Here is a 16,205-nt window from a genome sequence, read left to right as displayed (position 1 = left end):
GATTTCGCCAGCTACTAGGCTGAGCAGTTCCCTTATAAGTGACTAAACTTCGTCTATCTACCCAGAGACTGAATTAATTTGGGCTAGAGTTCCTTCATTTGGATGTCCGCCACTGCATTTGGTACAAAAAAGCGGGGGCGGAGAGGTTTCACGGTTCTACTTGACCAGGCTAAATTTTGCTACCTGGTATTTAGTGTAATTTCCAACTTGTTTGTAATTATCTAGATTTGCCAGGGTGCTAGGGAAATTACACGGAATATAAGCCAAACTTTTAACGACTGGTATTGCTGCTGGTAAAGCCATTACTAGGATGTTACGGTCTAACTGTGGCAGTGTGACTTTATGGTAATAGTTATCATTCATGATTTTTTTGCTTGCTCGACCCATTGAATAACTTGATTACCAAGGCGAGTGCCGTCTAGTCGATCTATCTCGCGCACGCCGGTAGGACTAGTGACGTTAACTTCGGTCATGTATCCACCGATAACGTCGATCCCGACAAATATTAAGCCGTCTCTACGTAGCGTATCTGCTATTTGCGCACAAATTTCATCTTCCCTTGGAGTGATGTTAGTTTGGGCAACTGTGCCCCCAGTCGCCATGTTATTGCGAAAATCGCTGCCAGATGAAAGGCGATTGAGGGCACCAATCGGTTCGCCATTAAGTAGGATAATTCGCTTGTCTCCGTCTTTTGCCTCGGGTAAGTAAATTTGCACCATAACTGGTACTCGACCTTGGAGAGTACTGAGTTCAACTATCGAGTTGAAGTTGCGATCGCCCGGTTCTAAAAATAAAATTCCTTCTCCTGCTTTGTTTCCTAGTGGTTTGAGTATCGCTCTTCCCTTAGCTTCTACAAATTCCCGAATCAACTGTTTATCAGCAGTCACGATGGTTTCGGGAATCGCTTCGGTAAACTGGAGGGCATACATTTTTTCGTTTGCTGCTCGGATACCCGCAGGACTATTAATCACCAAAGTTTTGTTTTGGTCAATGTAGTCCAGAATGTATGTGGCATAGAGATAAGGGACTGTGACTGGTGGATCTGTCCGCATGAATACGGCATCCATTGTTTCCAGGCAAAGGGCGGCGCTTTGGATCAACTTGTACCAAGGATTCGCCGCCTGATAACGTCCCTCCACCAACTGCACTGGTACAAGTTCCACTTTTTCTAGGACTGCCCAAGCTTTGCCTTCCACCACACAAAGTAGATTAGCTTGAGTTATCCAAATTTCATGTCCTAGGATTTGCGCCGCTTCCATAAGAGCAACGCTGGTATCATGACACGGATCGAGTTGATGGATGGGATCAATGATAAAAGCCAGTTTCACGCTTTCTGCCTCAATTGCCAGGAAATTTCAAGATTATTTCATTTTGATTATCTCTTGAAGAGTTATGAGTTAAGTAGGTCAGCACAAATAAAGTTAACTCGTGTTCACGCGCAGCGTCTGGTGACAGGAGAGGGCTGTCATTCCTCTAGGGCGCGAATTTCAGGCGTTATCACTTTCGCTCTTCGTAGATCTGTTGATTCCTACCTACCTACTTATGAGTTCTATTCCTAATTCCTCACTCTTAACTCTTAACTTTTTTCCTTGCTTTCAGCCTGGACTTTTGTGTCAATCTACACATTATTGGTAGATGCTAGTAGCTGATCCAGCTTGCCTTGGGAGTCTAAAGCGTAGATATCGTCACAACCACCAATGTGGCTGTCGTTTATGAAAATTTGCGGCAAGGTACGCCTTCCATTTGCTCTTCGAGCCATTTGATTGCGTGCAGCCTCATCTCCATCAATACTGTATTCGGTGAAATTCACCCCCTTTTTTGCCAGCAAATTTTTGGCACGGATACAAAATGGGCAAGTTCTCCAAGTGTAAATTTCTACTTTTGCTGCCATAACATCCTCAACTTTCATTAATATTTCTTAATTTTAGAATAATGTTGTTGTTGGCTGTGGATGCTTTATCCTATGTTTGCTGTTTTCATTGGGTGCAAAGTCAATTGATACCAATCAAAATAAAATAAGATACTGTTATGGGTAACAAACAGTACCTTATTTTTCTATTTAAAAGTGTTTGATGACACCGATAAGTCTTCGTATTTCTCAACCATCCGCTTGTGCGCCTGCTATTTAAAGACAATCTCACTCAACGGAATATTTCACTTGTACTTATTATGTATGCTTGCACCTTATCCAATGAACTGATAATATTGCATTTCCAATACCTATAACTTCAGGGATAATACTGATAAATTTTCGATATTAGAAGTGATAACCAGTATTGTAAAACCTCTATAGATAATAACTAGGTAGCTACTGCTCGTTCAAAAAGTGTTAAGGTGTGGGCCAGGGCTTATTGTTCACCTACACCCCACACCCCTATTTACCTATACCTATGCTGACAGAGACATTAAGCTGTCTCTATATTTAGCAATAGGAGACGGCATATTCAACCAGTTGACCGAGACGCTGGCGTAAGGTTTCTAATCCTAAACGTTGACTCGCAGAGATAAACACTGCTAGAGGAAACTCTTCCCGTGCTAATGCTAGAGTATCGCTATCTACTTCATCAATCTTATTAAAAACAACCAGCGCCGGACCAGGAGTGATTGGCATTTGTGCGAGAATCTCCCTGACAGAGCGAATATGACTCAGCCAAGCAGGATGAGACAAATCCACCAAATGCAGCAGGGCCTCAGCTTCCGTGACTTCCTCTAAGGTGGCGCGGAAGGCATCCATTAAAGATGCGGGCAATTCGTGAATAAACCCTACTGTATCTGTCACCAGAATCTCTTGGAGTTCACCCATTTGCGCATGGGGAACAACGAGGCGGCGTGTGGTCGGGTCGAGAGTGGCAAACAACTGGTCTGCTGTGTAAACTTCTGCATTAGTCAGAGCATTGAGCAACGTAGACTTACCAGCGTTGGTATAACCAACGATCGCCACCGAGGGAACCTCCTGATGTTGTCGCCGCTGGCGCAACCGCTCCCGATGTGCCTGTAGTTGGTTGACTTGTTGTTGCAGTCGAGCAATGCGCCGCCCAATAGCACGGCGTTCTGTTTCTAGTTTTGTTTCACCAGGACCTCTTGTACCAATACCACCCCCCAGCCTGGACATTGCCTGACCTCGACCAGCCAGTCGCGGCAGCATATATTCTAGTTGTGCGAGTTCTACTTGTAATTTACCAGCACGTGATTGAGCGCGTTGGGCAAAGATATCCAAAATGACTTCGGTGCGGTCAACCACCCGGACACCAATTTGCGATTCTAAGTTACGAATTTGGGCGGGTGAGAGGTCATGGTCAAAGACCACAAGATTTGCTCCCAAAGTTTGGGCGGTGATGGCGATTTCTTGGACTTTACCTTCACCAACGACTGTTTGAGGATGAATGCGCGATCGCTTTTGCCGCATCATCTCCAAGACTTCTCCACCAGCGGTATCCACCAACCGTCCCAATTCATCCAAGGTGTCTTGGAATTGTTGAGCAGTCATGTCATCAGTCATCACCCCAACAATCAGGACGCGATCGTGGTCGGCGTCCACTTCTTGGGCGACATATTCCCGCCGGAACTCCGCTTCCAGTGCTTCCACCAAATCCATGAAGTCCTGCTGCGTCAGCATATCCACACTCATGGGCGGCGAAACGCTCCAACTCGTGTATGGGAGGTTGCTCTTCTGTTCTTTACCCCCCTCATTCCCCCCGCTAGCAGCGGGAATATCAGCAGAAACTTTTTGCACAGCCGGACTGGTGATCAGGGCGCGAGCATCTTGGGGTGTCAGGTGAGCTAGGTAAGCTTGCTTGACATACCCAGTTGCGCCACCACCGCGTCGTTGAAATCCCGTTCCGGTAATGTTCAGCATCACTAGAGCGTCCAGCCGTTGCAATGCCATAGCCGTCAGCGCCGTTTCATTAGGCGGTTCTGGCTTCAAGTGAGTGGCGATGCAACGAATACCGCTCAATCGTTCTGCGCCATAACGGGGCAATTCCAACGGTGGAATTTGCGTTTGACGCGGCGTGCCCACCCCTACGCGGATCACTTGTCCGCGACGGTTGAGGTAGGCACACACCGGCTGATTGATTTCAGTGCTAATTGCTGCCAGTCGCTGGGAAAACTCAGGCGTGGTGATGCGATCGCCCGGTATGCGCTGGTGATACAGTCGCTGTAGTTGCTTCAGCTGACTTGACTTTAGACCTTGGAGATTACCGAAGATAGTCTCTATAAGCGCCTATGACCAGTTAAATGGTCCCCCGAATCCTGCTCTTTCTATTTTAGAACACTCTTTTTGTGTCTAAACTCTTACCTAAGGCAGATGCATTGTGATTAACTGCTTTCAAACTTTTTCTCTGACGCTATTTTTTATAGTATAAGCCTGTACCCAATCGAGCAATGGTAACCACACGCGCTTCTTCAGAACAAAGGGTTGTCTTAAGAAATATCAGCTGGCAGACTTTTGAAACCATGCTAGCAGAAATGGGAAATGACCGAGCGTCCCGAATGGCTTACGACAGAGGTACGCTGGAAATTATGGCTCCACTCTTGCCTCATGAGTATTGGAACAGATTAATTGAACGTCTGATTTTTGTTCTTGGGGAAGAGTTGAATTTAGAAATTTTTCCTACAGGTTCGACGACTCTTAAACGTAAAGATTTGCGGCGTCCTGCTGAACCCGATAGCAGCTACTACATCCGGAATGAAGCACGGGTGAGAAACAAAATAGCAATTGACTTGAGTAATGACCCGCCGCCCGACTTAGTGGTAGAAGTAGACTTGACCAGTTCATCTCTGGATCGATTCCAAATTTATGCTTCTTTGGGTGTTCCTGAACTTTGGCGCTACGACGAAGGTGTGCTGCACATTTACCAGCTGCAACAAGGGGAATATGTAGAGTGTAGAAATTCGCCTACTTTTGCACAACTGCCTTTAATTGAAATTCCTCGTTTTTTGGAGGAAAGTCAAAGAATTGGGGTGATGGAAATGACGCGAAATTTTCGTCATTGGGTGAGGGAACAGATTTAAAATTGCGGTTTAATATACGTATCCCATACCTGATTCAACTGCTTTGCATCTGACTCAGAAATCTGCCCAATTTTCACGAGCAACAAAGATTTTTCTAGACAGTCCAGTCGAGAGAGACGCACAGTTGAAGCAACACGTAGACCACTTGCAGCCCAATCATTAAGCGGTACATCAGTCTGTGTACGTGGTTTGGCAGATGTGACTACTGCTGCAACAAAATCATCCCCATCTAACCACAATACGAGTACTGGGCGCTTTTTAGAATCGCTACCGCTTGTGAATGGAATATCTGCTACCCAAAATTCACCTGGTTGGATAGTCGTCATATAGTCCTTCGTCTTCTGGTGCGTAACCTTTCAAAAATGCATCATGGCTACGGGTATTTACAGGTTCTTTTGCTTTTTGTTGGATGGTGATGATCCAGTCTCCTGCACCCACACTTTCCAGTAATGATTCTGGGAGATTCAATTTCTCCCCCGGTTTAAGTTCAATTTCGTATGTCAAATTTTTTAGTTCGCTTTTCATAGATTTGTTTTTGGTATTTTCATAGTGTTAGCTTGGTTTTGTAACAAGTTTAGCACTAAGAATTCGAGTCTTGTCTCATGTCTCTGTGTGTGGACAACCAAAAGTAGTCGTTGATTTTGAGAATAACCTATAGTTATAGAACATAGTTTTTTTGCACAACTGCCTTGAATTGAAATTCCTCATTTTTTAGAGGAAAGTCAAACAATTGGGGTGATGGTAATGACGCACATTTTGAGAATTGGGTGAGTGAACAGATTTATAAAATAGCACAATTCTTTAGTTGAAGATAGCAAATTATGAAAACTTTTACAGCCTATATTGAATGGGATTCTGAAACAAAGTTATACGTCGGTATTGTTCCTGGAATTCCTGGCGCTCATACTCAGGGTGCTACCTTAGATGAGCTTAAGGCAAACCTGAAAGAAGTTTTGGAGTTGTGTTTAGAAGACTATGGAGATTCCTTAGAAGACTTGCCCCAGTTTGTGGGTTTGCAACAGATTGAGGTAGCAGTATGAGTCGCCTTCCTATTGTCAATTTTAAGACGATGGAGAAGGTTCTTCTGCATTTGGGATTTAAGCAAGTTCGGCAAAAAGGAAGTCATGTCTTTTACAGACATCCGGATGGTAGGACTACTACTGTACCAAATCATCCTGGCAGAGATATTGCTCGTCCACTAACTAGGGAAATTCTCCGAGAAATTGAGTTAACACCTGAAGAGTTTCAAGCAATTCTGGAGAATTTATAAACTAAATTTGGGTGATGTTGCTGTTTGAAATGTAAGTATGAGGCACTTCTGTAGATCAATTTCTAGCTTTCGACTTCCCTCATCTCATATTCCTGCTCATATAAATCATCAGTTTCTAATTCTTCAGGTTCATCTGAATAATTAAACATTAAGACAAACTTTTGTTTAGGTAGAATCAATGTTGGTAGATAAAGAGGTTGATTATCCCAATTGCGTCGTTCCTTCTCGCCTTTCTCATACATAACAATTAGGCTTGGAAAATCCGGGTATTTCCTTCTTGGTTTGCTTATCCATTCACTTTGTGCGAAACCAGAACCTTGCCAAGGTCGAACTATTTTGTTGGACAAATCAAGCCCTTCACCTTTTTGCCCTCTACGAACATTGAGCATTCCCTTTTGGATGCCTTCTGCCTTCATCGCTCTAAGTGCCTCTTTAACTCGTTTATCTTCCCAAGAATATCCAGGGCAATGGCCGCTCGGCAGATGTTCCAAAATTTGGATCAAGAATTCTATATCTACCTCATAGTATTCATCATCACCTTTGTATTCGGCAAGAAGATTGTTTAGAGCTTCTGTGTGTTGCTTTACATCTAAAGTCTTCCAAAGTGGATCGCGAGGGAAAATCGATGAGCCAGGTGTGAAAGCATCAATTGCTGCTGGATTCAATACATTAGAACGAGTTGGCTTGAGTTTTGGACCTACCCATACGGGCTTGATTTGAATATTGCTAGGGTCATCACCAATGGCTTGACGCATTCCCTCATCAGCCTCATGAATAGAACGAAAGTCTTCGAGAATATGCTGAGGTAGGAAAAGACGGGTAACATCTAGCAATTCTTGCCGATAACCAAACATCCTTGCATGCTGATGAACTGTGTCCATCATCTTTTGCTTGGCATCGCGCCCATAATAGGTAATGATTAATCCTTGAATAGTTACGCCACGCCCTAATCGGTTTCCTCCAATCAGGATATTCATACCAGGGTTGTACTTTGGCTCTTTATCTGGATTGCTGGCATCAATTACTTTTGGTATCGCATTCCTTAGCTCGTACTCTAGCTCTACAATTAGGGCATTTAGTGGTGGTATATTCAGTGCAGTTTTGCTTATCTCCACATGAGCTTGGCTCAGCCACTTTAGTGCCTCTTCGCGCTTTGTAGCAGATGATTTTCCTCGAAGAGCCTTATCAAGCTCTACTACAAAGCTACGAATAACCTTTTCTAAGGTACTGTGAGTGATACGTTTATGGTCAATATGAGCCAGAAAAGAATACTTAACATCTGGATTTTTTGTATGTTGTATTTTATAGGTTGAACCCAAGAAGAAACAGCAAAGAGCCAATCTAAGTCCGCGAGGAATATCCCAATTATTACCTGGATTTATTTTTCCTCCCTGTTTTTTTAGAATATCTAGTTCTTCTGATTCAACTAGGCAACAATATTTGCTGTTATCTTCAAAAAATAGGTTTCCTCCCATATAACTGTCGCCTGGTTGCGAGAGCACACAAAAAGCAGGCTTACAGGGATGGTCAAGATTTTGTAGCAGTAAGCTTTGAGGAGTAGCCGTAATCTGTAAGTATATGTGATTAGCAATTTCTTTCCTTATTTTGCCGATTTTGTCAAAAATAGCACTATCTTTAACTGAATCCTTTCCTTTCTTGGCTTGCTTTGCTTCATTAGTATTTGGGCTAGCATTGTCTGCTTCATCATCAAAAATTAAGGTAGGTACGCTGCAAGCTTTAGCATTCTTGAGAACCTCAAGCAAGTTATCTAGGTGGCTTCCGTTTTTGGTAGATACAAGGACAACACCCGTATCATTTATGTAATCGAGTAGTTGATTAGCAAATTCTTTTGGATCGTTCCTCCATTGTTCCCAATTAAAGACAACTGGTCCAGCTTTGATCTGATTACCGAAACGATCAGCAGTTTGTTTGCCCAGCCATGTATTGTCAGAAGTCAATACAATGAAGCAGCGAAATCCATTATCTTGAGCAATTGCCAAGGTAGCAATAGTGGTGTTAGTCTTTCCGCTTTGGACTTTGCCGTAGATTAGTCCAGTAGTGCCATTGGGTATTTTGCCCTTATAAGGATTACTAACAATGCCAGTACCTGTAGCACCAACATCACCAGAACCGAATATTTGCGAGTAAACATTAACACAGTTTTCGACAATTTTAATAGCAGTTTGCTTTAACTGCTCTGCTGCTGCATCTCCATTTTTGCTTCTAACCCTTTCAACAAACCTATTGATGCAATGTCCATCAGTTTTAATAGGAATATCACTCATAGCTGTTTTGTTTATTTGAAAAAATGACACGCGGCCAATCACTCATAGGTACAGTCTGATCTACCCGCTGCCTGCCTGGACCACTTATATGATAGCTGCCGTGTGCTTTACGAGATACGGATATGTGTTGACCACTAATGCTAGGAGTGTTATCTAATACGCTCCAAAGCTGCTCTTTAGGAATGCAGCAGATGCCGTCTTTGTGACAGATAAGAGCTATGAATGCCGCAACGCCAGGATACTTTCTATCCAGAGTATCCAAGGCGGATTCTTCTTGACTGCTTAAGGTGAAAGACCATGCAGATTTCGGTTTGTTAGAAACCTTGAATAGAATAGCTGACTTAATGCAATCAGTTTCAACTAAATATATCGAGGGATGTATCCATGATACGTGAGTTATTATAACCAGTTCTCCATAGTTTATAAGCCTTAAAAATGCAGCACCGTGAAGAAACTCCTGATCGTTGAGCATTATGAAATTTGAGTAAAGTCAGTTGAGACGAAATGTAAAAATTCTGGTAACTTATGTGAGCAGTAACGCAAGCACTAAGTAGAAGCGATCGCACTAGAATATATGTCAAAAACATAACATAGCTTTCTGTTACTGCTTCACCTGCGGGTAAGGGTTCAAATGGGTTAAAGGCGTTGTATAGATTTGTGAGTAATTCTTGACTATCAAGCATAGGTAAAAAATATAGTAATGTTTCTCATACTAAGTCTAGTTTGTAGTAAGGGCTTTAGCGCTAAAGCGCTTACTACGAGCCAGATAACCTCTGACACTCGTGCGTAAATATCAAACACTCGTTCGCGAATATCAAACACTCGTCCACGAGTCCTAAACACTCGTGCGTGAGTATCAAACACTCCTGCGCGAAAGAACTAACAGGAAAAGTGAAAATTTTCTCTGGTTCCCAGTCTCAGGCTGGGAACGCAGTTTATAGAGGCTCTGCCTCGTTTACTCAGCAGCACTGTTAGAGGCTGAGCCTCCTATATGGCATTCCCAGGCTCAGCCTGGGAACGAGGGTACTCGCTTCTGCTTGTAGGAGAGGGGCACCTGGTGAGGTTCTGCCTGGTTTACTCAGCAGCACTGTTAGAGGCTGAGCCTCCTATATGGCATTCCCAGGCTCAGCCTGGGAACGAGGGTACTGCTCTCTCCTTGCAGGAGAGGGGCACCTGGTGAGGTTCTGCCTCGTTTACGCAGCAGCACTCTTAGAGGCTGAGCCTCCTGTATGGCCTTCGCAGGCTCAGCCTGGGAACGAGGGTACTCGCTTCTCCTTGTAGGAGAGGGGTTGGGGGTGAGGTTCTTCGCCATCGCCTAACAGCTGTTTGCAATTCCACTGAGAACCAATTATCAAACTGTGGATAGACTGGTAAACGCGGAACCAGTTCCCATCCAGCAGGCTCTAATACTTCTTGCAATGCCTGATAATGAGGATGAGGATAATCAGGATTGACTTCATCTTTTGGTCCAATTCCGCCTAAATCTCTCGCACCTGCTTCTATACAAGCGAGTAACCATTTGGCATCTTTGACTAAATTCGGCGGAATTTGTATTGTAATATCTGGTGGTAAAATTTGACGTGCCTGAGAAATAACTCTTGGCAGTTGATGAGGGTCAAAGGGTGGAGCGTCAAAAGTTTGCTGATTTCCTGGACTGTGGGGTTGCAGGATAACTTCTTGAATGTGATGGTAACGTTGATGAATTTGGGCGATCGCTTCTAATGTTTCCCAGCAATCGTTTTCTGTTTCGCCAATTCCTAACAGTAACCCAGTGGTAAATGGTATCTTTAATTCTCCCGCCCACTGTAATTGTTGTAGACGCACTTCTGGTAACTTACTGGGTGCGTGTTTATGCACTGTTTTTAATAATTCTGGTGTTAACTGTTCCAACATCAACCCCATTGAAACGTTAACTTTCTTCAATTGTTGCATTTCCTCAAAACTCAGCGGTCCTGCATTGGTATGTGGTAGAAATCCCATTGCAAGAGCTAATTCGCACAAATCATAAATTCGCTGAAACCACGCCTGACGTTGTAAGGAATGGGGATGCACCTCGCCACTAAGTATTAAGATTTCACAAACGTCTTTGCCTTGAAGTGGTTTTAAAAGTGTTTCTGCTTCTGAAATCGTCATCCAGGAGCTTTTGCCTGGATCTGTGCGAAAGTTACAGTACGCACAGCGATTGAAGCACTCGTAAGTCGGAACAATTGTGTAAGCAGGGCTATAGCTGACAATTCGGGAATGAGAAGTTGGCATATTAGGAGTTGGCAGTTAGGAGCTATCAGTTACTATGTTTGCTTATACCCGTGTCTCCCAATCTGCCACTGCTACCTATTATGACCACAGCATTTCCTGTTGCTTAGCGTGAATGTTCTTCAAGTGCTTTTTGACGGTGTTGATGGTAATGTAAAGCTGACCCGCAATCTCTTTGTATGAAAGGTTGGCGCGACGCAGTAGCCAAACTTCTGCCTCACGGTTAGTCAAACCCAACTTTTTGGCATCGGACAATGCCATATTTTGACTCGTCTGATTGCAGTCTTCCAAAATCACTAATAAGAAATTCTGCTCACCTCTAGCAACTGGTAACCATCTCGCGCGAATACGTAATTGTACACCTCTATCGGTTTCTAATTCGGACTCGATGACAATTTTTTCCCCAGGGAAGAGTTCGCGGCTGTCAATCAAAGACTCACAAACACGCCAAACTTCCTCTGGTATAGCATCAGGAGAATTTCCCCTTGAAATTAATTGTTGGCAAATTCGACGAGCGCATTCATTAGTATGAAGTAACTGACGTTCAGTAGTCAGTATCAAAATGCCGTCTACAAAGCTTTCAATGACAGCTTGTAGCAGATCAGCCTTGGACTCAGGTTGCAACTGCTCACTTTTTAAGTGTGATTTAGATTCTTTTCCTCCACTAGATGGAGTGTTATGATTTGGTTCTTCATACGGAAGGTACATGCGATTCTCCTTTACAACTAAGCACATACGACAAAAATGAGCACCAGTCAGAATGAATCTGGTGCTTTGTCCGAATTGTCATTTTTCGGGTTCTGTAGTGTCTATGCCGTAAGCCGTATGCCCACCAAAAGCACTGAAGCAAATTTTTGTTGGCTGAAGTTTGTGGAAGTTACCTGAAGCAGGGTGAAGTTTTTCTAAAATAAGTCTGAGGGCGATCGCAATTGCGAAATAATAAGGTATTGTCCCGGCTCGTCAAGAGTTGGTAGTTTGTAGTCGATAGCTTTTTTGCTGTTGGCTCATGGCTATCGTGATGTAAACGCAAGTGCAAGGGATCTGTACAACCTTGGGAAATTTTGCCAGGAGTCCCGTCAGATGAATCCAGTAACCATTGACGAATGGTTTCCAATAGAGCAACAACTCAAGTACGTCGCTTTGCTCAAAGGACGGGTTGGTGTCACACGCCGTCGGGCAGAATATTTCGTGAGATTGTGGGCTTACTTATTACTCAAACAGCAGCAAGAATTAGGCAAGCGTGTAGCGCCTTTAACTCAACTGCAGTTACCAGAAGGGTTTGTTCCTTGCTCGCATCGGGAAGCTTATGAAATTTTCTATGGTCAGAGAAATAATGGGCGGGGAAGCGATCGCGCGGCGGGTTTGATGATTGATCAGCTCGTCGCTTTGGGATTGATTGAAAAAGACTTTGATGGTAGCACGACATGCATTCGCATTCGCTCTTCATTACCAAATCCTGACGAATCTGCTGATGCTAAACAAGCTATACAGCTTGTAGCAGATGACTTTGATCACCGAATTGACACAATTCCCGTTGCCAATTTTCTAGCTCGTGCTTTTGTTTTGAATAGAAGGACGGCGGCTGCACCTTATAGAATTGCTAGAATACTGCGGCGCTGGGCTGAGCTATATCCTACTGGTATGCGAGTGCTACGTCGCTGTGATAACGAACATATCGTTGGCTTTTACGCCTTGTATCCGACAGCCACCGAATCTGAAAAGAATTTCTTTCTTCCGCCAAACAAAAGCCTTTACCTTCTGAGCTCCACGAAGGAAACTGACCCATTCAAAATCGCTCTCCCAGGCGACCTAAATTGTACATCTATATATAATCGAGTTTGGCAAATAGATATCCCCTATCAACAGCGAGTTAACATTTGTCAATTCTTAGAGGATTCAAAAAAGACATTAATTCGGATGCAAGCTGACTTTCCCAATCTTTGCGATATGTATACAATTGCCATAGATCCAGCTAATGAACTACTCGCATCAGCCTTGGGTTTTCAGAAAAACAGCTACAATTCGCAGCGATCGCTGTTTTGGATGTATGTACCCATAGATAAGTATCTGGCTCTTAATATTAAACAAGCACTGTCAGTCCTGCCATTAGATTAACCAAGCCCCGAACAAGCCCAAACTCTTGCGGCATAAGGCAGCCGCGCCTATCTTCACCTACACCTTACGCCTTACTACCGACTAAGAAAAATAAATTTTCCTGAAAAGGCTTTACAAAATTAAACACAGATATTAAGATATTTACAGAGAGGTAAAGAAACCTACCTCGCTATCAAATACATACACATTACGTAAGTAACGCACTTATAAAACCATGACCACAACCTTACAACGTCGCGAAAGCACAAACGTATGGGGTCGGTTCTGCGAGTGGATCACCAGCACCGAAAACCGTTTATACATCGGTTGGTTTGGTGTGTTGATGATTCCCACACTGCTAGCCGCTACAACCTGCTTTATCATTGCATTCATCGCAGCACCTCCAGTTGACATTGACGGTATTCGTGAGCCTGTTGCAGGTTCGTTAGTATACGGCAACAACATCATCTCTGGTGCTGTTGTTCCTTCCTCCAATGCGATCGGCTTGCACTTCTACCCCATCTGGGAAGCAGCTTCCTTAGATGAATGGTTGTACAACGGTGGTCCATACCAGTTGGTAGTATTCCACTTCCTGATTGGCGTATTCTGCTACTTGGGTCGTGAGTGGGAATTGTCCTACCGCTTGGGTATGCGTCCTTGGATCTGCGTAGCATTCTCTGCTCCTGTAGCTGCTGCTACGGCCGTATTCCTGATTTACCCCATCGGTCAAGGTTCCTTCAGCGATGGTATGCCTTTGGGTATCTCTGGAACCTTCAACTTCATGTTGGTGTTCCAAGCAGAGCACAACATCCTGATGCACCCCTTCCATCAATTAGGGGTTGTGGGTGTGTTTGGTGGAGCTTTAATTTCTGCCATGCACGGTTCTCTTGTGACCTCTTCCTTGGTACGTGAAACCACCGAGCAGGAGTCCGCGAATTACGGTTACAAATTCGGTCAAGAGGAAGAAACTTACAGTATTGTTGCGGCTCATGGCTACTTAGGAAGGCTGTTTTGGCAATACGTTTCCTTCAGCAACTCCCGTTCGCTGCACTTTGTTTTGGCTGCTTTACCTGTGATTGGAATCTGGTTCACCGCCTTGGGCGTCAGCACAATGGCATTCAACCTCAACGGATTCAACTTCAACTCTTCGGTAATTGACTCTCAAGGTCGTGTAATCAGTACATGGGCGGATATCCTGAACCGCGCCAACCTAGGTATGGAAGTGATGCACGAGCGTAACGCTCACAACTTCCCCCTCGACTTAGCTAGCGGCGAAGAAGCACCTGTGGCTGTGGCTGCTCCTGCTATCAATGGCTAATTCGCAAGTTTAGCTAAATAAAAAAAGCGTCTCCCTGATGGGGGGCGCTTTTTGGTTTGAATAACAGATTTTTGACAAAAATCCCATTTAGAACTATTTGCAACCGCAGATGGACGCAGTATGAAAAACGTAGACGCGTAGCGGTGAGGCAGCGCTGCAGGAGGGTTTCCCTCCGTAGGCGACTGCGAACCCGAAGGGCGTGCCGCAGGCTACCGCCAAGGACGCATTAGACGCGAAGCGGCGTGCCGTAGGCTAGGACACAAAGAAATAAGAGTTTCAGAGAGTTCTTGCGTATGTGTTCATCCTTGGTTTGATATTTAAAAAGTTTAACTTTTGGAAGAGATGCCGATGAAGTGGCGTTGACAACCTGTTTGGAAAGTAAATATTTAAGACAAATGTTTTTCTCTATTTTCAAGATATGTCTCACAAGATATGTGTAATAAGCAAAAAAAGTCAAAGAAATGACTAAATGACAATCATGGCGTTTATTGCTTTGTAGTGAGAAAATACACTAAAGTAAACCACAGGCGCTTGGCGATACTTCCTCAACATCATGGGCAATACTTTTGGGCATCTGTTTCGCATCACAACTTTCGGCGAGTCCCACGGTGGCGGTGTGGGAGTCGTGATTGATGGTTGTCCTCCACAACTAGAAATCTCCGCAGAAGAAATTCAAGTAGAACTAGACAGAAGGCGTCCCGGACAAAGTAAGATTACAACGCCTCGAAAGGAAACTGACACCTGCGAAATTCTGTCTGGGGTGTTTGAGGGGAAAACGTTGGGGACACCAATATCAATCTTGGTACGGAACAAAGACACGCGCTCCCAGGATTATGATGAAATGGCGGTCAAGTATCGCCCTTCCCATGCAGATGCGACTTATGATGCTAAATATGGTATTCGTAATTGGCAAGGTGGCGGTAGATCGTCGGCGCGGGAGACAATTGGACGAGTTGCTGCGGGGGCGATCGCCAAAAAAATTCTCCGTCAAGTCGCCAATGTCGAAGTGATCGGTTACGTTAAGCGCATCAAAGATTTAGAAGCCGATATTGACTCCAACACTGTTACTTTAGAGCAAGTTGAAAGCAACATCGCCCGTTGTCCGGATGCTGAATGTGCAGAACGGATGATTGAATTAATTGAACAAACTGGTAGACAAGGTAATTCCGTTGGCGGCGTGGTGGAATGCGTAGCGCGAAATGTGCCGAAAGGGTTGGGTGAGCCAGTTTTTGATAAGTTGGAAGCAGATATTGCTAAAGGCGTGCTGTCCCTCCCAGCTAGTAAAGGCTTTGAAATTGGTTCTGGTTTTGCAGGAACGTTACTCACTGGTTTTGAGCATAACGACGAATTTTATATTGATGACAATGGTGAAATTCGCACTGTAACCAACCGTTCTGGTGGAATTCAAGGCGGTATTTCCAACGGTGAAAATATCATCTTGCGTGTAGCATTTAAACCAACGGCAACCATTAGAAAAGAGCAGAAAACAGTCAATAATGAGGGTGAAGAGACGACATTAGCAGGCAAAGGACGCCATGATCCTTGCGTGTTACCGCGTGCTGTGCCGATGGTTGAGGCGATGGTGGCGCTGGTACTGTGCGATCATCTGTTGCGGCATCACGGGCAATGTAAACTGTTGTGATATATTTTACATAAAACTATAAGGGAGCCTTAGTGGAAGGTAACGCACCCTATGTTTGAATGGTGCTGAATGACAGCACTTTTCAAGTCAATAGACAAGATTGCATCTCTTTGATTCCATCTGTGTCCATCTGTACGGCAGTTGCTATCTCCTAAGCCCTTCGGGCACGCTGCGCGAACGGAGACGCTGAGTCGCAAAGCGACACGCTGCGCGAACGCGAACAACGGGGGGAACCCCCCTTCGGGTTCGCAGTCCCCTACGGCGGGAAACCCGCCTGCTTTCTCTGTCTCACCGCAACGCACGCAAGAGTCCATCTGTGGTTCATTATTC

At 44.4% G+C, this 16,205-nt stretch carries 16 protein-coding genes; 6 read left to right on the top strand and 10 right to left on the bottom strand.

Annotated elements, in window-relative coordinates; genetic code table 11:
• Positions 1-156 precede the first annotated feature (156 nt).
• The 4 genes from V5G28_RS20290 to hflX form a co-directional block, all read right to left on the bottom strand.
• On the bottom strand, positions 157-363 hold the full coding sequence (locus V5G28_RS20290; RefSeq protein ID WP_332987975.1) for a hypothetical protein: 207 nt from the start codon (positions 361-363) through the stop codon (positions 157-159).
• Entirely contained in the window at positions 360-1,328 is a 969-nt protein-coding gene (gene gshB / locus V5G28_RS20285) for a glutathione synthase (RefSeq protein ID WP_332987974.1), read from the bottom strand. The genes V5G28_RS20290 and gshB overlap by 4 nt, the downstream gene beginning before the upstream one ends.
• A gap of 290 nt (positions 1,329-1,618) precedes the next feature.
• Complete coding sequence (gene grxC / locus V5G28_RS20280) at positions 1,619-1,891, bottom strand: glutaredoxin 3 (RefSeq protein WP_073634249.1); 273 nt, start codon at positions 1,889-1,891, stop codon at positions 1,619-1,621.
• Between the two features lie 531 nt (positions 1,892-2,422).
• Positions 2,423-4,216, bottom strand: a complete 1,794-nt coding sequence (hflX, locus tag V5G28_RS20275) for a GTPase HflX (RefSeq protein WP_332988141.1) — start codon at positions 4,214-4,216, stop codon at positions 2,423-2,425.
• 167 nt (positions 4,217-4,383) lie between these two features.
• Between hflX and V5G28_RS20270 the strand changes: the two genes are divergently transcribed.
• A complete protein-coding gene (locus V5G28_RS20270) occupies positions 4,384-5,013 on the top strand; it encodes a Uma2 family endonuclease (protein WP_332987973.1) in 630 nt (209 codons plus the stop codon).
• Here V5G28_RS20270 and V5G28_RS20265 read toward each other — a convergent pair.
• Together V5G28_RS20265 and V5G28_RS20260 are read right to left on the bottom strand one after the other, a co-directional pair.
• On the bottom strand, positions 5,010-5,339 hold the full coding sequence (locus V5G28_RS20265) for a type II toxin-antitoxin system PemK/MazF family toxin (RefSeq protein WP_332987971.1): 330 nt from the start codon (positions 5,337-5,339) through the stop codon (positions 5,010-5,012). The genes V5G28_RS20270 and V5G28_RS20265 overlap by 4 nt on opposite strands.
• Entirely contained in the window at positions 5,317-5,538 is a 222-nt protein-coding gene (locus V5G28_RS20260; RefSeq protein ID WP_332987970.1) for a hypothetical protein, read from the bottom strand. Before V5G28_RS20260 ends, V5G28_RS20265 begins: the two co-directional genes overlap by 23 nt.
• A gap of 296 nt (positions 5,539-5,834) precedes the next feature.
• Here V5G28_RS20260 and V5G28_RS20255 point away from each other — a divergent pair, with 296 nt between their 5' ends.
• Together V5G28_RS20255 and V5G28_RS20250 are read left to right on the top strand one after the other, a co-directional pair.
• Positions 5,835-6,053 carry a type II toxin-antitoxin system HicB family antitoxin gene (locus V5G28_RS20255; protein ID WP_332987968.1) on the top strand — a complete coding sequence of 73 codons (219 nt, stop codon included), beginning with the start codon at positions 5,835-5,837 and terminating at the stop codon, positions 6,051-6,053.
• Positions 6,050-6,283, top strand: a complete 234-nt coding sequence (locus V5G28_RS20250) for a type II toxin-antitoxin system HicA family toxin (RefSeq protein ID WP_332987967.1) — start codon at positions 6,050-6,052, stop codon at positions 6,281-6,283. Before V5G28_RS20255 ends, V5G28_RS20250 begins: the two co-directional genes overlap by 4 nt.
• Positions 6,284-6,345: 62 nt before the next feature.
• Here V5G28_RS20250 and V5G28_RS20245 read toward each other — a convergent pair whose 3' ends face one another.
• The 4 genes from V5G28_RS20245 to V5G28_RS20230 all read right to left on the bottom strand — a co-directional run bounded on the left by V5G28_RS20245 (position 6,346) and on the right by V5G28_RS20230 (position 11,529).
• A complete protein-coding gene (locus V5G28_RS20245; RefSeq protein ID WP_332987966.1) occupies positions 6,346-8,568 on the bottom strand; it encodes a Z1 domain-containing protein in 2,223 nt (740 codons plus the stop codon).
• The gene (locus V5G28_RS20240) at positions 8,561-9,040 is read right to left on the bottom strand and encodes a hypothetical protein (RefSeq protein ID WP_332987965.1); all 480 of its coding nucleotides are present in this window, start codon (positions 9,038-9,040) and stop codon (positions 8,561-8,563) included. The genes V5G28_RS20245 and V5G28_RS20240 overlap by 8 nt, the downstream gene beginning before the upstream one ends.
• 737 nt (positions 9,041-9,777) lie before the next feature.
• Positions 9,778-10,824 (bottom strand): 7,8-didemethyl-8-hydroxy-5-deazariboflavin synthase subunit CofG, encoded by a 1,047-nt coding sequence (gene cofG, locus V5G28_RS20235; RefSeq protein WP_332987964.1) that lies wholly within the window; start codon positions 10,822-10,824, stop codon positions 9,778-9,780.
• A 78-nt stretch (positions 10,825-10,902) separates the two neighbouring features.
• Entirely contained in the window at positions 10,903-11,529 is a 627-nt protein-coding gene (locus V5G28_RS20230; RefSeq protein WP_332987963.1) for a helix-turn-helix transcriptional regulator, read from the bottom strand.
• 372 nt (positions 11,530-11,901) lie between these two features.
• On the opposite strand from V5G28_RS20230, the gene V5G28_RS20225 reads away from it, so the two are divergent.
• The 3 genes from V5G28_RS20225 to aroC all read left to right on the top strand — a co-directional run bounded on the left by V5G28_RS20225 (position 11,902) and on the right by aroC (position 15,875).
• The gene (locus V5G28_RS20225) at positions 11,902-12,936 is read left to right on the top strand and encodes a hypothetical protein (RefSeq protein WP_332987962.1); all 1,035 of its coding nucleotides are present in this window, start codon (positions 11,902-11,904) and stop codon (positions 12,934-12,936) included.
• A 214-nt stretch (positions 12,937-13,150) separates the two neighbouring features.
• Entirely contained in the window at positions 13,151-14,233 is a 1,083-nt protein-coding gene (psbA, locus tag V5G28_RS20220) for a photosystem II q(b) protein (RefSeq protein ID WP_336231269.1), read from the top strand.
• 553 nt (positions 14,234-14,786) lie between these two features.
• Positions 14,787-15,875 carry a chorismate synthase gene (aroC, locus tag V5G28_RS20215; RefSeq protein ID WP_332987960.1) on the top strand — a complete coding sequence of 363 codons (1,089 nt, stop codon included), beginning with the start codon at positions 14,787-14,789 and terminating at the stop codon, positions 15,873-15,875.
• Positions 15,876-16,205 lie beyond the last annotated feature (330 nt).

Origin of the sequence: Scytonema sp. PRP1 (assembly GCF_036697665.2) — a bacterium.
Taxonomy (GTDB): domain Bacteria; phylum Cyanobacteriota; class Cyanobacteriia; order Cyanobacteriales; family Nostocaceae; genus Kalymmatonema; species Kalymmatonema gypsitolerans.
The sequence above is the reverse complement of the archived record's forward strand: the minus strand, read 5'-3'. Positions and strand labels throughout refer to the sequence as shown.

What these genes read in the sequence shown, in the direction of transcription:
- V5G28_RS20290 (WP_332987975.1), bottom strand. Translation starts at nt 363, where the DNA reads ATGAATGATAACTATTACCATAAAGTCACACTGCCACAGTTAGACCGT.
- grxC (WP_073634249.1), bottom strand. Translation starts at nt 1,891, where the DNA reads ATGGCAGCAAAAGTAGAAATTTACACTTGGAGAACTTGCCCATTTTGT.
- V5G28_RS20270 (WP_332987973.1), top strand. Translation starts at nt 4,384, where the DNA reads ATGGTAACCACACGCGCTTCTTCAGAACAAAGGGTTGTCTTAAGAAAT.
- V5G28_RS20265 (WP_332987971.1), bottom strand. Translation starts at nt 5,339, where the DNA reads ATGACGACTATCCAACCAGGTGAATTTTGGGTAGCAGATATTCCATTC.
- V5G28_RS20260 (WP_332987970.1), bottom strand. Translation starts at nt 5,538, where the DNA reads ATGAAAAGCGAACTAAAAAATTTGACATACGAAATTGAACTTAAACCG.
- V5G28_RS20255 (WP_332987968.1), top strand. Translation starts at nt 5,835, where the DNA reads ATGAAAACTTTTACAGCCTATATTGAATGGGATTCTGAAACAAAGTTA.
- V5G28_RS20250 (WP_332987967.1), top strand. Translation starts at nt 6,050, where the DNA reads ATGAGTCGCCTTCCTATTGTCAATTTTAAGACGATGGAGAAGGTTCTT.
- V5G28_RS20245 (WP_332987966.1), bottom strand. Translation starts at nt 8,568, where the DNA reads ATGAGTGATATTCCTATTAAAACTGATGGACATTGCATCAATAGGTTT.
- V5G28_RS20240 (WP_332987965.1), bottom strand. Translation starts at nt 9,040, where the DNA reads ATGCTCAACGATCAGGAGTTTCTTCACGGTGCTGCATTTTTAAGGCTT.
- cofG (WP_332987964.1), bottom strand. Translation starts at nt 10,824, where the DNA reads ATGCCAACTTCTCATTCCCGAATTGTCAGCTATAGCCCTGCTTACACA.
- V5G28_RS20230 (WP_332987963.1), bottom strand. Translation starts at nt 11,529, where the DNA reads ATGTACCTTCCGTATGAAGAACCAAATCATAACACTCCATCTAGTGGA.
- V5G28_RS20225 (WP_332987962.1), top strand. Translation starts at nt 11,902, where the DNA reads ATGAATCCAGTAACCATTGACGAATGGTTTCCAATAGAGCAACAACTC.
- psbA (WP_336231269.1), top strand. Translation starts at nt 13,151, where the DNA reads ATGACCACAACCTTACAACGTCGCGAAAGCACAAACGTATGGGGTCGG.
- aroC (WP_332987960.1), top strand. Translation starts at nt 14,787, where the DNA reads ATGGGCAATACTTTTGGGCATCTGTTTCGCATCACAACTTTCGGCGAG.